6 protein-coding genes and 1 tRNA gene are annotated in these 16,808 nt (G+C 32.3%); 3 read left to right on the forward strand and 4 right to left on the reverse strand.

All coding sequences use genetic code 11. The features are described 5' to 3' along the window. Positions 1–13: 13 nt before the first annotated feature. Positions 14–688, reverse strand: a complete 675-nt coding sequence (locus Q0997_RS02105; RefSeq protein WP_299883964.1) for an SCO family protein — start codon at positions 686–688, stop codon at positions 14–16. A gap of 168 nt (positions 689–856) precedes the next feature. Between Q0997_RS02105 and rseP the strand changes: the two genes are divergently transcribed. Both rseP and Q0997_RS02115 read left to right on the forward strand, forming a co-directional pair. After that, the gene (gene rseP, locus Q0997_RS02110; RefSeq protein ID WP_299883966.1) at positions 857–2,203 is read left to right on the forward strand and encodes an RIP metalloprotease RseP; all 1,347 of its coding nucleotides are present in this window, start codon (positions 857–859) and stop codon (positions 2,201–2,203) included. Between the two features lie 69 nt (positions 2,204–2,272). Next, a tRNA-Asn gene (locus tag Q0997_RS02115) sits at positions 2,273–2,346 on the forward strand. A 405-nt stretch (positions 2,347–2,751) separates the two neighbouring features. Here the strand turns inward: Q0997_RS02115 and Q0997_RS02120 are convergent. Then, the gene (locus tag Q0997_RS02120) at positions 2,752–4,680 is read right to left on the reverse strand and encodes a tail fiber domain-containing protein (protein WP_299883968.1); all 1,929 of its coding nucleotides are present in this window, start codon (positions 4,678–4,680) and stop codon (positions 2,752–2,754) included. 51 nt (positions 4,681–4,731) lie between these two features. After that, entirely contained in the window at positions 4,732–4,968 is a 237-nt protein-coding gene (locus Q0997_RS02125; protein WP_299883970.1) for a hypothetical protein, read from the reverse strand. A 99-nt stretch (positions 4,969–5,067) separates the two neighbouring features. Here Q0997_RS02125 and Q0997_RS02130 point away from each other — a divergent pair, with 99 nt between their 5' ends. Further along, entirely contained in the window at positions 5,068–6,216 is a 1,149-nt protein-coding gene (locus tag Q0997_RS02130) for an RHS repeat-associated core domain-containing protein (RefSeq protein WP_299884222.1), read from the forward strand. A 199-nt stretch (positions 6,217–6,415) separates the two neighbouring features. Here the strand turns inward: Q0997_RS02130 and Q0997_RS02135 are convergent, their stop codons facing one another. Beyond that, a complete protein-coding gene (locus tag Q0997_RS02135) occupies positions 6,416–16,807 on the reverse strand; it encodes a DUF6443 domain-containing protein (protein ID WP_299883972.1) in 10,392 nt (3,463 codons plus the stop codon). Position 16,808 lies beyond the last annotated feature (1 nt).

Here is a 16,808-nt window from a genome sequence, read left to right on the forward strand (position 1 = left end):
TGTAATAGAAAAACTACTGTTTCTCCATTCGTTTTAACTTTTTAATATCTTTTAAAAGTTGAGAAATAGCTTCTGGATCTGTACCATCATAAAAACCGCGTATTTGACGCTTTTTATCTATTAACATGAAGTTTTCTGTATGGATCATATCGTATTTGTCACCATTACCAGTTGTTTTTACTGCCAAATAGCTTTTTCGTGCTAGTTCGTAAATTTGTTTCTTGTCTCCAGTAACTAAATTCCATTTAGCATCATCTACGCCTTTTAGCTTAGCATATTTTTTTAATTGAGGTACGCTATCTTTTACAGGTGTTACACTGTGCGATAATAGCATAATATCATCATCATTTAAAATTTCTTTTTGAATGTCACGCATATTATCTGTCATTATAGGGCAAATAGTTGGACATGTAGTGAAAAAGAAATCGGCTACGTAAATTTTATCTTTATAATCGTTTTGAGTAATTGTTCTTCCATTTTGGTTAATCAAGCTAAAATCTGCGATTTTATGATATTTTTTTACATGTTGAATCGTGCTGTCAACTAAAGTCCTATCTAAACTATCAGGATTATAAATAGGCAAAGGCTTTTCAACCTTTAAAATGGAATAAAAAATAGAAATAATAATTGCAGAAAGGATAAAAAAACCAATGGCAAATTTTTTATAATCTTTAAAAAAGGAAAGCATAAAACAAGTTTTGAATTGCTATTTTGCAAAAATACGACGTAAACAAACGATAAACCATTTTTTTCACTCATAAATAAAGGTTAAAACAGAAAGCAAAACAATAATAGCTTTTTAAACTAAGTCTAAATACTTACTTTTGGGCGTTATAAAAATGAATAGAAGAAATACATGGAATTTGTAATAAAAATAAGTCAGTTTTTACTGAGTCTTTCACTACTAATTATATTGCACGAGCTTGGACATTTTATTCCAGCTAAATTATTTAAAACTAGAGTAGAAAAATTTTACTTGTTTTTTGATATTAAGTACTCATTATTTAAAAAGAAAATAGGAGAAACGGTATACGGTATTGGTTGGTTACCACTAGGAGGTTATGTTAAAATTTCTGGTATGATTGACGAAAGCATGGATACTGAAGCTATGGCAGAAGAGCCTAAGCCATGGGAGTTTAGATCTAAACCAGCGTGGCAACGTTTAATTATTATGCTTGGAGGTGTTTTTGTAAATTTTGTTTTAGCTTTAATTATATACATTTTTGCTGCATTTATTTACGGAGACACAAAAATTTCTGCTGCTAGTATACAAGATGGGTATTTAATAGAGAATCCTTTATTAACAGATTTAGGCTTTAGAACTGGAGACGATATTATTAAAGTTGGTGATTTTAAAGTTGAAAAGGTATCTGATATAAAAGGGCAGTTTATAGGAGCAGAATCTATAACAATTAAAAGAGATGGTGTAGAGCAGACTATTGCATTACCAGAAGATTTTTTAGGTCAGTTTTCAGATAGTAAAACTAGAGACTTGTTTGAAATGAGATATCCAATGGTGATTGCTAAAATCCCTGATTCTTCTTTAAACAAAGGCGTTAACCTTAAAGAAGGTGATATAGTTAGAACTATTGGTGATAAGAAGTTGAAGTATATTGATCAATTACCTACTGTTTTAAATGAATTTAAAGATCAAGAAGTAGCTGTTACATTATTGAGAGGAGAAGAATTAATTACAGAAACACTAAAAGTTGATAATAATGCCAAATTAGGTGTTGTTTATTTTTCTGGTGCTGGTCCAAAAACAATGGAAAAGTTAGGGTATTATAAAATGACAGTTGAAGAATATTCTTTTGGTGAGAGTTTTGGTGTTGGTTTAAATAAATTTACTGGACAAATAAGCTCGTATTTTGGACAATTAAAGCTAATCTTTAGTCCAAGTACAGGTGCCTATAAAGGAGTAGGAGGCTTTAAAGCCATTTTCGATATATTTCCAGACTTTTGGAGTTGGGAAGCTTTTTGGGGTATTACAGCCTTTCTATCAATTATGTTAGGTGTACTTAACTTATTACCAATTCCTGCTTTAGATGGTGGTCACGTTATGTTTTTACTATATGAAATGGTTTCTGGACGTAAGCCAAGTGATAAATTTATGGAGTATGCACAAACGGTTGGTTTCTTTATTTTAATAGCTTTAGTGCTGTTTGCCAACGGAAACGATATTTTTAAGGCAATTTTTAAATAAAAAAATTAATTATTGTTTTGTAGAAACTAAAAAAGCTTTTATATTTGCGCTCGCAACAGCGAAAAACACTCCTCCTTAGCTCAGTTGGTTAGAGCATCTGACTGTTAATCAGAGGGTCCTTAGTTCGAGCCTAAGAGGAGGAGCAAGTTTAGAGAAGCCACTAGAAATAGTGGCTTTTTTTATGGATTGAATTGAGTAAGACCTTTATGTTGAGTGGGATTGAATTTAACCTAAGAAGAATAATTATATGTAAAAGAAAAGTATCACTTTATGTGATGCTTTTGTAATATGAATGATTATTATGGACACGAATTACAAATCCGCGCCATCGGGATTGTATACACTTTTTTATTTTCTAATCAAAATTTCACTCGTCACAGACGAGCGCTAGCTGGGAATGAAATGCCAAGTTTTAGATATTCTTCAATATCTCTATTTTAGCCTCTGTCCAGTAACTTTATTTGTAAGAACATGGGGTAAATGTAATGCTTTTGTAAATAAAAAAGCACCCAGATAGAGTGCTTTTTAATGTATGTTTATTTATAGTTTCAGTCGTCTAAGTCGCTAGTTTCTGTGTTTAGAAAGTTCTCTATTTTTTCTAATCTAGCTTCTAAAGTTTTAATTTTTGCAGCTTCTTGTTTTAGCACATTATTCTCTTGTTTTAATTCTTGTATGGCTTTAATTAATACAGGTATGAGCTCTGTATAGTTAACCGCTAAGGTATTTTTCTTATCGTCACTTATTGAAACTAAGTTTGCAATTATGGGTTGTACTTCTTGTGCAATTAGACCTAGTGATTTATGCTTTTTATTCTCCTTATTTTTCCAGTAGTATTGTACTGGGTTTAATGCTAAAATTTCATCTAGACCATATGTTATTTTCTCAATATTTTTCTTTAACCTCCTGTCTGAAGAATGTACCAAAGCTCCACCTGCATAAATGTCACCACCACTTGGGTTTAAATATAAATCTGCCCAAGCATTTAAAGCATTATTATGAGCGCCAATAGTTGCATTATTATTTAAATTACCTATAACAACTCTGTTACCATTAACTGTTGGGCCAAAAACACCTGCAATCCATGAAGGATCTGAATTTCCAACTCCACTTCGTATCTCCAATGTTTTTTGTGGCGTTGCAGTACCAATACCAACATTCCCATTTTTTAATACAGTCATAGCATTTAATCTATTTGAAGCGTTTGCACCATTTCCTATTTCAAACAGCGGGTCTGTAGCTACCCAACTACCTGCTGTTCCACCGCCAATATTATATTGTCCAATGCTTGTACCTGCAAAACTATTAGCCAAAGTACCAAGTCCCATAGCTGTTGAAATATTTCCTGAAGCAAAAGTACTAACTCCCATTGCTGTAGATTGAGTTCCTGTAGCTGCTGTTGTACTTCCCATTGCTGTTGAATTCAATCCTGAGGCCGTTGAGTTAAATCCCATGGCTATTGAAGACGATCCGCTTGCTCCATATCCAAAACTATTACTTTCATCAGAAAGACTTAAATCTAAAGCATTTGAACCGATTGTTGCGTGTAAAGAAGGGTTTCTACCAATTAACCTCCAACCTGTTCCATTACCCTCATCTATAGCTTCTAAACCTCTACCATAATTAGTATCTGCATATTCTTTAGTGATTAAGGCTCTGGCATTTGTAATTTCAGATATATCAAATGATGGTGCTATTATAGTTCCATTTTTTAATACGCTTAAAGCATTGAATCTAAAATTTCCAATTCCTAGGCTATTACCTATTTCAAATATAGGATCTGTTGGAATCCAAGTATTTGGTGAACCACCACCAAAATTATAACTACCTATGGCAACAGAATTTAAAGATTCAGCTCTTGTATTCTGTCCCATTGCTAGAGAATAGTCGCCTGAAGCAGTTGTATTCCTACCTATTGCTATTGAAGATCTTCCAGTAGCTCCATAAGAAGAGCTTACCTCATTAGGGGTACTTAAATCTATAGCATTTATACCAATATTACCATGGTTAGCTTGGTTACTTCCTATTAATCGCCAACCTGTATTTCCTCCTTCTGTTATTTGTTCTAAACCACTAACATTATCAGCTTCTATTGCATTTAAAGCATAAGGTACACTCATCAACTGTGAAGTACCTATATTGGTATATGTAGTACCTCCTGAAATATCAACTCCAATTTCTAAAAAATAAATATCTGTGTTCCAATCAACACTTGTAAAAGTATCTGTAGTTGTTCCTTGACCTATCACTACATTAAATGCACCATAAGCATTTGTTGTTGGCGTATGTGTTTCTGTGTAAACTATAGTTCCTGTAGAAGTAGTTTGCCTAATTTGAAACTGAACACCTATACTAGTATTGGCTAATATATCTCCTGCATTATCTCTCACTACAGATTGATAATTAAAACCTTGAGGAGCTTGGGAATAAGACAAACTAAATATAAAAAAGAATAAAACTGAAAGTACACTAGTCTTCATATCAATGTTTTAAGGTTGATAGTATCAAAGATATAAATAAAACAATAACTATCAGCAACTTACCTCCGTTCCACAAGAGATATTTAAAACTCTAGAAATACCTTGTACACTACAACTTTCTTTTAGTAATGATTTAATTAAACTATTTGTGTTTTCATTATAAGCTTTATAAGTATAATACAATTGAAATCGCTTATTACAAACTTTACATTTGTAACGTTGTTTTCCTTTTTGAAAACCACTTTTTACTGAATATTCATTACAATCTGGACAATATACTTTTTTCATATCCTAATTTGAAATACTACCAATTTTGGCCATAAAATAACACTATTTTGTCTTTTAGAGTTATTTTTAAATACTAATAACTCCTTATTTTATTGCATAATAAACCAATTTGATTACTATCCCTTTGGGATGCTACTTCCTGGTAGACACGGTAACTCCTCAGACTATAGGTATGGCTTTCAAGGACAAGAACTAGATAATGAAATTAAAGGTGAAGGGAATAGTCATAATTTTAAGTTTAGAATGTATGATTCGAGAATTGGTAGGTTCTTTGCTATTGATCCTCTATACAAAGAATATCCTCATAATTCTCCTTATGCTTTTAGTGAAAATAGGGTAATCGATGCAATTGAATTAGAAGGTGGAGAAAAATTGATTGTTGCTAAAACTAGTGAGCCTATACCTAATCAACGTTCAGGAAGAGCAAAAATCACAATAAAATTAGATTACAAAGTGTTAGTCGATAATGCAATGGGAGGACTCAATAGTGCAGATATTGATCCTAAAGCATTTAGCAAAAGGTTTTCTGATGGAAATTATACTGACTATATGATTACATTACCAACTTCTGATACTGAAGCTCAATTTTTAGAAGGAAAGCAGTTAGTATGGGCTCAAAAGGCAAATGATTTTAAAGGGCGTAACCAAGAAGATAGAGCAAAGTATGCAAAAAAACTTACTGAAAGTGGAGTAACGTCATACTATAAGGTGGAAGTTGAATATGATGTAACCTTAACAGCCGAACAAAAAATTAGAGAGATGATTAATTATATGAAGGGAGATCCTAAATCTAGAGGGATAATTATGAATAAAATGGCCACTACTGGACAATTGACACAATTGTATAAAATGGCAGATATAACAGGTAATGATGGTTTAAAAACATTATATACATTTGCTAGAAAATTAAATAGTCATTTTGATCCAAATACAGGTGGAGCTGCTGTTTCTGAGGGCTATTTAGCAACTGAAAACACACAAGGGTTGCCAGACTATAATTTTGTATATATAAATAGTGATAGAAAAGCTGGAGGGTTATCATTATTAGATATTATGGTTCACGAAGGTGGGCATAATATGGCAAAAATACATAAACATACAGAAGATGGTGATGGAGATTATGAATATAATCAAGATGGTTTGCAAGGGAACAACACAGAAAAAAGAACAAAAATACGTCCTACAAGACAAAATTCGCGAAGTATAATAAACGATGGAACGAATAGATCAACAATTGAAAATAATTGATTTTATTTACTTTTACTAGCTTAATGACAAACTCAATATTTTCCCCTGCTATCGCTCGTTTGTGACGAGTAACCTCAATAAAGAGTAAACAAATTAAAACCTTTACATTTCTGTAAAGGTTTTTTCTTTTAAGTTAAAAGCACGGTAACTCAGAGTAATTATATAATACATCACTCGTCACAGGGAAAATATAATATAACTAATTTTTATCTTGAGCAACATATTCTTTTATTGTTTTGTATATAACTTCAATTTGATCATTTCTTAATTCTAAGGTTGTTTTTCCTGTTTCAATATCATCTTCCATCTGAAGTTTTAATAATAGATACTCTCCTTCTTGCCCCATGTTCATAATATTTTTAGCAAGAATTCTTGTAGCACTATTTGGTTCATTAAAAGTATTATTTTCCATTTCTTTCTCGGATAATCGCCATAATTTTTTTATAGATGGTATTTGTTTTACAAGTTTTCCGTTGGCATCTAAACTATAATCATCATAGGTATGAAGTAACCCCAATAGATGAGCTAACTCATGAAAAATTACATTGGCTGCATTATCAATATCTTCTTCTTCATAAGGCAAAAGGTCATTTGGATCTAGCCAATCTACTGTAAACTGACCAAGTGTTTCATCTGATATATAAATTTTATCTCCTTTGATGTTATTAGCTATAGCAACGAAAATACCATTTTCTATTTGTTGTTTTGTAGCTTTATTTTCAGCAATCAACATTTCATTAAACTCTTTTTTAGGCAAAAAAAGAATTTCGTAACTAGCATCATTATCTATGACTACTGCTCCTTCTAATTGATTATGATTTGGAGTATTAATTTCTTTAGATAATTCAGTTTTAAACTTAATTTTTAATCCATGAAGAATTTTATCTATAATTTCACTATTTATCTTGGTTTTATTAGTTACCTTAAATTTAACTCCAGCAACTAGTGTCCTTCCTTTAGTTTTTATAAAAGGCTGTAAACCTTCCATTTCGAAAGCATCAACAACTCTATTTCCAGAAAAGGCATAAGGTGAATACCAATTATATATAGCCTCCATAGGATCCACTGCAAAGAATCTACCTACTCTTGGGTCATGCATTCTAAACTTATAGTTAATAGAATTCCCTTCACCTTTAATTTCATTATCTAGTTCTTGTCCTTGAAAGCCATACCTATAGTCTGAGGAGTTACCGTGTCTACCAGGAAGTAGCATCCCAAAGGGATAGTAATCATTGTATGCTTTTACATCTGTATTAAAGTAGGCTAAAGTACTTCCTGTAAAGGTTGGAATTTTTACATCGCTTACTACACTTAGTACATTACCTAAATGGTTAGATAATTCATAATTTTTATCACCAACTCTTTTAGTATAGCTTCTTTTTACCAAATCATCTGTAAAAATACTCGTTGCCCAAGCGAGTTCATTTTGGCTAAGATTAGCTGTAGCTCCTTTTTCTGAAACTAAAGTTTCTGCTTCTGTTTCAAAATTAAAGGCATCTGCATAGGTATTACCATTAATGGTTGTGCTATAAGCTATGTCTTTTATTTGAAACTTGTTTGCATATTCTCCGCCAATAATAGATTGTATAGTGGTATTAATAGTCGCTGGAGCTGGAATGCTATTAATAGACATTGTAACACCGTTATTTAAATTATAACTTTCGTTATTTATAGCAATAGTAATATCAAAGGTTGTGTTTTTTAATTGTGTAAAGTCTATAGCGATACCGTCTTGTTGCATTTCTGTTTCTGTAATACCAATAGTATGGTCTAGCTCAGCTTTAAGTATATAATGAAAAGCATTAGCCATAACAGAGTGTCCATAAAATACAGGTTTGTATTTGCCTTCGCTTTTCTTTAAGAATATTTCTGTATAATTTTCTCTACTAGTATTATTACTAGTTGCTGTATTAACAAAACCTAATTTTGCTACTCTAATAGAATCATTCTCTTGTAAAGGTTCTAGTAGCTTTATTTTTGTATTTATTATAGATGATGTTATTGGTTCATGATCTAATGCAGAGACATTGTCTATAGTAAAATCTATAGTATTGTTTGCTCCTAGCTCTAAAGCAACTGTTGTATCATTATCACTTGTTAGGCTAGTAGATTTTGAATCTTTATTAGATACATAATTCTCGATACCTAATCTGCTACTACCATAAATATGATGTTCTTTTATTTTATACGATGTATAATCATGATTGTCAAATTCTTGACTTGTAGCGTTAGTTTCGAAAACACTTAAAACGTTACCTTGTGCGTCACGTGCGTATCGTGTACTAACAACGCCAGTTTTACTTATTACTGTTTTTGCTATTCGGTTACCTAATCCATCATAATCAAATACAATAGTTTCTGCTATTTTATTTGGAAAACCTTCAGGGTACTTTTGTATTCTATCGACTTTACCATCAACTCGCCATTTAATGTGTATACGTTCTGTTTTGTCTTGTATTAATTGTCCTATCTCATCGTACACATAATTATGACTATTAGGGTCATCTTCACTGTATGTAATTCCTAAAAGATCTTCTTGGTCATCTATATCTACATCAAAATTAGTGGCAGCAATAGCATCTTTTACTAATTGTAATTGGTTAGTTTTCGATTTGTATTTATAGGTAAATTGATCCATTGGGATTACTGCATTCCCTTTTACAGTTCTAGACAACTCGGTTAAATTACCATTTCTATCATAACTGTAACTAGAAGCATAACTATCTCTATAAGCCGTTGTAGAACTACTTTCGAAAGCTTTAGAGGTCATACTTTTAATCCTATTAAGCTGGTCGTATTTGTAACTATTTAGTTGCGTGGCTAGCATAACATCTTCTTGCTGCCTTATACTAGTTACCATCTTTTTAATATTACCATTGTATAAATTAGGACTGTTATCGAAGGTGCTATTACTAGAAAGACTAAAACTACTAGAAGTATTACCTATAGAATTATAATCACCATTAAAATAACTTAATGAATAGCCAAAAGCATCTTTAGCAACTAAAGCATTAGCAAGCGCAAGACCATCTTTTCCAATATCATTATTTGCATCTCCTATATGCTCTCCGTTTACAGATTTTAGCCAGCCTTGAAGCGTGTACATATAGTCCATACCTTGTACTTTTTTATCTCCAATTTCTGTTCTGGCTAATGGGCCATGTTCATAGTATTTATAAGACGCATCTTGCTCCCATATAACATTATCTTTAGAAGTTTCTACACTAGTAATTCTATTATCTGCATCGTATTTATAACGATGTATAAATTGGTCTAGCTGGCCTTTTTGATAAGTAACTTTATTGACATTACCGCTAATTAAATCATAATCGTATGCCACTCGTTTTAGGTGTTTGTTAAAACTATTAGGAATGTTTATATCACTATAAAAATTAACTAACTCATTGACATTACCATGTATATCGTAATTATAAAAAATACCATTGTTAAAGACTGGTTTTAGTGTTAATGTAGAAAAACTATCATAGTATAGAATGGCACTCACTCTATTGCGTAGTGTATGCGGATTAAATGCAGTAAATAGCTGTGCTGAATTACTATAATTAGATACTGCAACGGTAGGTAAGTTTATTGCTTTATCATAAAACGTCTTTGTAACTTCTGTTCTTAAATGATTAGCATTAAATACATTAATAGGGTTAGATAGACCTGTGTTATACAGTCGTCCTTCATTAGAAATGGTATACGTTTCATATGGTGTATGTACTTCTCCTGCTTCAATAATTCTGCCTAATCCATCATAATTTGTATAGCTGAAACGATCTTTAGCTTGATCCTCTCCATCATAGCCTACGAAATTTAAATCATGTATTTTACCTCCGTTAAATACTAAATTGGCACGAATATCCATAGGTAAGCCAGGATGAGATTCCTCGTAAGTTAAATAAAGCGTATTATTTATATAATAATTAATATCTCCATTTAATCGCTCAACTTTAAGTTTATCTCCTACTTGCAAATAATACTGTGATGGCGGTGTAATTAAACTTCCAGAATTTCCTACTCTAGCTACACGTAAGGAAGTATTAGTACTATTGGTATAAGTATACATAAAATAACTAGGCAATCGAGAGCCTCCATAATTACCTAATCCTTTTGTTCTATCTACATAACTTAATCCAAGTGCTACGGCTTTATGAGCTTGAAAATCGCTAGTAATGGTACGCTCTACATACCCATTCCCGTATAAGATATGAGTTTCATCTATACCAGATGTACTCCAAGTTCCTGGGCCAGTTTTTTCTATATTTTTACCGTCTTGAGAGATAGTAACAGTTCCGGCTACATCTTCTTTATAAGTTAAATCGGTATATAAAGCAGCTTGCTTATCGTTCTGTGACGCAATTATTCTGCCTAAATCATCGTAAGCAAATCGAGTCACACCGCCATCTGGTGTTTTTTGCCATACTAATTGGTTTAAACTATTGTATTTGTACTTAGTGTCTAGAGTGTGTTCTGGTAAGGTGTTTTGATGGTTTGGATTATTATTATCTGGTGTTACTCTAGCCTCATCTAATGCGGTTTGAAAATCAGTAGTAAATTCATCATCTTCAAATCGATCAATACCTTCTGGAGACACCGTTTTTACTAAGTTGCCAGCTTGGTCGTAATAATATAATGTGTATTGATACTGTTTGTCTTTATAGGTCATGGTAGCTTGTTCTTCAATGTTACTCATGGCCTCAGCAATATAATCTTGTTTAAATTGCTCTTTTAATGTGTTTAAGTAAGTGTAATACGCATCTCCTGCATAAGTATTGCTTACATTAAAGGCAAACTCTTGGCAATTGGTTTGTGGATCTTCTATAAATATATTTGAGGTAGGAAACAATGGTGCTGGTGGACATATTCCTGGATTAGCAACCATATAAATTGTAGCGATGTATGCACCCCAATTAACATCACCACCATTATCTACATAATTTTTATAATCTGTAATCGCACTTGCATAATTATCATAACCATAATGCAATTGTGTAGCCCCAAACTCTGCAATACTTATAAATTGTGCATGTTCAACACTTAAAGTGCCATTTGTAGCAAATGCCTCTACATAACTGTTATAACCATCTACGATATAGCTAAAATTTTGATTACAGAAATACTCTTCTGTCATTGGGTCACCAGGATTGTCTCCTTCTGGAATAGTCGTGTAATCTTCTAATTTTGGTAATACAGTGTTTATAAAAAAGGTGTGTTTTTCATTACAAGACACGGGTGCTATGGTTTGAGGAGTACAAGGTTGTTCACAATTATCTTGATTAATATAATTAGGTAAATCGATTTTTTTATCAGAATCACTTATTATATCTTCATATACTATTTCATTACGTAAATTATTAGAAGGATTATACCAACGACATGAAATCGCATAACGATTTACAAGAATTACGGAAAAAGTACAATTAGAGATATTAAAACTTAAATCATAGTAAAACTCATTGCCTTCATTGGCAACTGAACCATCGTTAAAGAAAGCTAGAGCAGTTTCTACATTATTAATATTAGAACGAAGACTAAAACTTAAAAAGTTACTTGGGTTTCCATAATAAGTTGAAGATGGTAAATCATATGAGGTTACTTCATTATAATCAAAAAATGAAAATAAACCATTAGTACTAGAAGAAACATTATTGGACATCAAAAAATATCTATTGCTTCCAGATGTTGTTTCAAATTTTATAGCAAAGAAAAATTTATTTGAACAAGTAATGTGTTCTCCTGTAGTAGGTATAATATATCTAGTTTTTATTTTAACAAACTCCGCATTATCGATTGATTCATCGTTAAGATTTGTATTATTTGAAAATTTAAAAAATTCTCTTAACGATTCAGGAATAACTATAGATTGTGGGCCATTATCAGATAATATATGAAGACTATTATTATAAACACTATTGTATAAATCAATAAATCCATTTTCTATGTCTGTTTCTGTGATACCATCCGTCTCTATAAAACTTTGACAAAAGGAATTTTCGCAATTATCTTCACTATCATATGGGCAATCATCGCAATTATCAGGAGTTCCATCTCCATCCGTATCAATTGGACCATCACAAGTACAATTCGTATCGGGATTATTAGGGCATGGATCACATAAATCAAAAATACCATCATTGTCACTATCTATATTACCACATTCACAATTAGGATCTGGGTTATTTGGGCAATCATCACAAAGATCAGGTATGCCATCTCCATCAGTATCGTCTAATAAAACTTCTCCAGGTCCTGTATAATCATTAGTTCCTAAACCGCATTCAATTCTTGCAATTGTTTTTCCTTGTAATATTACTTCAGTAACACCATCACTTAAAGTTGCTTTAACTTTAAAAGTAAACTGTTGTGTTATGTCATTATAAGAGTTGGGTACATAATAGACATCACTCATGTGTGCAATTGCATCTACTGCCCATAGGCTATCCCAAGTATGTCCTGGTGTAACTGGGGCAAAATCTGTAATAATATTAGAGAGATTTGGGTTTGTAAAATGGATACTTAATGCATTATTACTAAATGAAGCTGTTATTTGTAACGGGCCGTTATTTGGGATTGCTCCTCCAACATCTGTAAATAAATCAGGACTTAAAAAATGACCATTAAACTGTGTGCTACTATTTGTAGGATCTAAGTAACTCTGGCCGCTAGATAACTGTGTTGTTGCTAAGCCATTTAAGAATATTTCAAGATCTGTAACTAAAGGACATTGCCCCGTTTGCGTATAAATTTCTATATCCACCTGATCTTCAATATTATCTGCTATGTCTTGATTAGAATCGTTAGAATTGTATAAAGCATCTACGGGTATATAACGTTTACTTTTTATGTTATAGTTTGATGCACTAGTACTACTACATAAACCATCATTTACACCACTTACACTAACGCTGTGTACAACACTGTAATCTCTTATAACATCTAGTATAGAATTAGGTGTTGTTGCTGTTTCTATACAGCCATTATAAGCATTTTGCTCTATGGTATAATAATTAAGTAATACATATTGTAACTTTTGTTTAAGCGATAAATAGTAACTTATGTAATAGCTCCATATATCGTTTTTAGTTTGTTGAGACAAACTAGTATTAGTATTTGTTGGTGTACTTGGGCTATTAAGCATCCCTATAAAATTAGATGGGATTTGGCATACATCAATACTATTACAATAAGCCGTTTCAAAAGCGAATTGTAGCATTGTTTTTTCAGTTTTGTCATAGCCATAGCCTGGATTGTTATGTTCCAAAGCTTCTAACATTACATCGTTTTTAAGTGCAATTAATGCTGGATCATCTAAACTTACGCCTTGCCCAAAATATGGATCTTGATTAAAGAGGTCTAATAAATCGTTACTGTTAGATGGTATAAGATTCGCTGTTTCTGCTCCTTCAAAATCTAAAGACCTTAAATAGTCATCAAAACCATCAGTATTTATAGTGTTACCATTTGTGAGTTGACATAATGCTTTACTATAATTGTAGTACACATATTCTGGATGGTATTGTACTAAAGATTCTGCCCAATGTACTCGCCACAGATTTATAAAATCGTCTGCATTTTTTAAATGTTGTGGTTCTACCCATAGTGTTTCGTTATTTCCTTGTGTAATAGTAATTACTGTAACATTATTATCAATTTCTGGACTATAAGTTTGTGTTTCTTCGTCATAAATTATTTGTGTTAAGGCAACATCTCCAGCGGTAGTAAAATAATGATTAGGAGATAGTCCTTCAATTAATCCTCCATTTCCAGAAGGTGCTACTCCTGTTAGTTTATAATGTTTAGGTGTTTTCCAATTAAAATCACCTGGATTACTATTAGGAAATGCTGGATATGCTAATTGGTTGTCTTCAGAAAAAATATTTGTTTCTGTTTGTATGTTTACTGGTACTAATACTTGTTCTCCATCAGCATTTGTATAATATTCTGCACCACCATATTGCCCGTTTGGTTGCATATCCCCTAACATAAAATTAAGTCCTACACTACAAGATGAGGATTCGTATTCACCGTTAGGATCAGGGTCTATAAAAATACCATCATTAGAACAAGGCGCTGTACATGTTGCATAGAGCTCGTTCCATTGTTGCTCTAATGTACTGGTTATAAGTGCTTGTAAATCTATATCTATACTACCTGGTGCCCAAGGATTAGGAAAACCACTATAATTTACGCCATCTGTACCAACAGTAAGGTTAAAATAATCTTGAAATGTAGGAAGGTCTGGGTTAGTAGCCTCATCATCCCAGTTGTTCCAACCAACTATATTGTATAAGCATTCACCACAACTTGTAAAACATTGGTCTTCAATATTTACTTCAGGAAACGGAATACAACCAGTATCTGCATTGGTTATTTTAGAAATATAATCGTTAGCAAAATAGTCTAGTGCTTGTTGGTTGATTTTTAAATCCTTTTTTATCCCAAAGTTTCCTATGTTAAAAGGTTGTAGAGAACTGTTACCATTAGCTAACGCAGTACTTGAGGTATAATTTTCGGTATTATTAATGTCTTGTTGTAATACAAATGGAGTGCCATTTAGAATTTGTGATGGATCAAAGTCTCCAATAGTCGTTTTGTATGCAATGCCTCCATTTCCATTCTCGTCTGCTAGAATTAAATGTCCAAAACACTCATTAGTAATATCGGTCTCGAAATCGAAAACAAAAGGATAACCACTATTATCTGGTAAACAGCCTGTCGTGAATCCCTTTTTATAGGTTAAATTATAGGTGGTTTCATATTGGCTTCCGTTTAGTGCATTAAATTTTTGTACTTCGTATAATGTACCATCTTGCAGTATACCATAATTACCTGTAGCGTAGTTTTGATTTTCTGCACTATTACTATTAAACAATTCTACAGTAACTACTTTGTGAAGCTCATCATTATCTTCATCTTCTAAGCCTATTAACTGTGATGGGTTTTCTCCAGAAAGTGCTGTTGCTATTGTTCGTCCTTGTGGATCTATATAACTAATGCTTATTTGCCCATTTGGATCTATTACTGCATTTTTTTTATAATGTTCACTATAACCTACACTATAGCCAAATAAGCGATCTAGTTCTTTTTGTTCTGGTGTTGTGTAATAGTATTTCATTTCATGACCAGAACCTAATTGATGTGTATAGCCTACGCCACTTTTTCTAGCTATTCTACCTGTATTATCTGGTGTGTATTCTATTTGTGAAAAAGGATAAGACTCACTGCCTTCAACAGCATTAGGGATAAATGGTGTAAATGTTGATTCTGAGTTATTTTGAGGAGAGTAATAATATCCTGAACCGCTTGAAGGGTTTAGTCCATTAACATCTGTTTCACAAGATTGTTCTGCGGCTGTTATGTTCCAATCGAAATCCTGATGTGTATAGGGTATTGGTCCTTGTATTGAACTTTCAGGACTTAAGTTAAAATTAGAATAATAACTTAATCCATTCTCACTATTAATTGCTGGTACTGGTAAAATTTCTACAGCTGGTCGTCCTTGATTATCATAAATAACTTCACCTACAATGGCATTATCATCGCTATTAATTTTAGTAACAGTTTGCCTATTTCTTAGTGTTCCATCAAAATAACTGACAACTTCTTTCTTTTTGCCTTCTTCGGCATAACTGGCTTGAAATTGCCAGTTTTTATTTGGTTCTGGATTTGTTATTTGTATTTTACTACTCCAAGTATCAACTGTTCCATTTGGAGTAGCAGTATATGACCATGAGCCATATTTTTTTACTGAAATATCTTCTAGAAACACACCTACTGCACGTACTCTATAAGCTATATATCCATTAGAATATATATTTGGTAAAGCATAAGAGGTGTTTTTGGTATTTATTCTTGTGCTATTATGCTTAAACATGAGTTCTGATAATTGAATATCATTTGCAGCTCTTTCATTATCGTTATCACCATAGTTGTCTACCCAAGTCCACTCTAAGTCATAGCTTATAGCGCCATTTATAGGTTGCCAGTCTATGTTAATTGTATTTGTAACAGCATTGGTTAAAGGATTTGGGTTACCTTGTTGTAATTCATAATAGCGCTCCACCCTAAGTCCTGTTTCCATTTTTATACTTTCTGGCGTAATAGTGGACAAAGTTTCATTTTCTACATCTTCGTAAGTTACGCTAAGTATTACAAAGCTTAAATCTGTTACATTTTCAATCTCATAGACATACATATCCTTAAATGTACCTGCATTGGAGAACGGATTATACTCTATAGTCAATGTTTTATTAAAAGCAGGCCTTGATGGTGTTAAAGGTGTTATTTTAACCTCCATACTATATTTGTAATGTTCATTTAATGGCACATTGTCATCTGCCCATATTTTAATATAAGAGGATGCTTTTGTTGTTGTAAATAGAGTGCTAATAGTCTCATCTGAGATAGTATAGCTAGCAGATTGCTGCGGTTGAGGCTGAGGACTAACCGCTTCTATTTCATCACTGTTATAAAAACGTTGGTCTATAATAGTTTCTTGTGCTTTTGATAGCTGAATACAACAAATAGCGACTAATAGTAGTATTTTACTATTGAGATGTGTTAATGATTTAAAGAATGTATGCATA

The sequence above is a fragment of the uncultured Lacinutrix sp. genome, assembly GCF_947500325.1.
Classification (GTDB): Bacteria; Bacteroidota; Bacteroidia; order Flavobacteriales; family Flavobacteriaceae; genus Lacinutrix.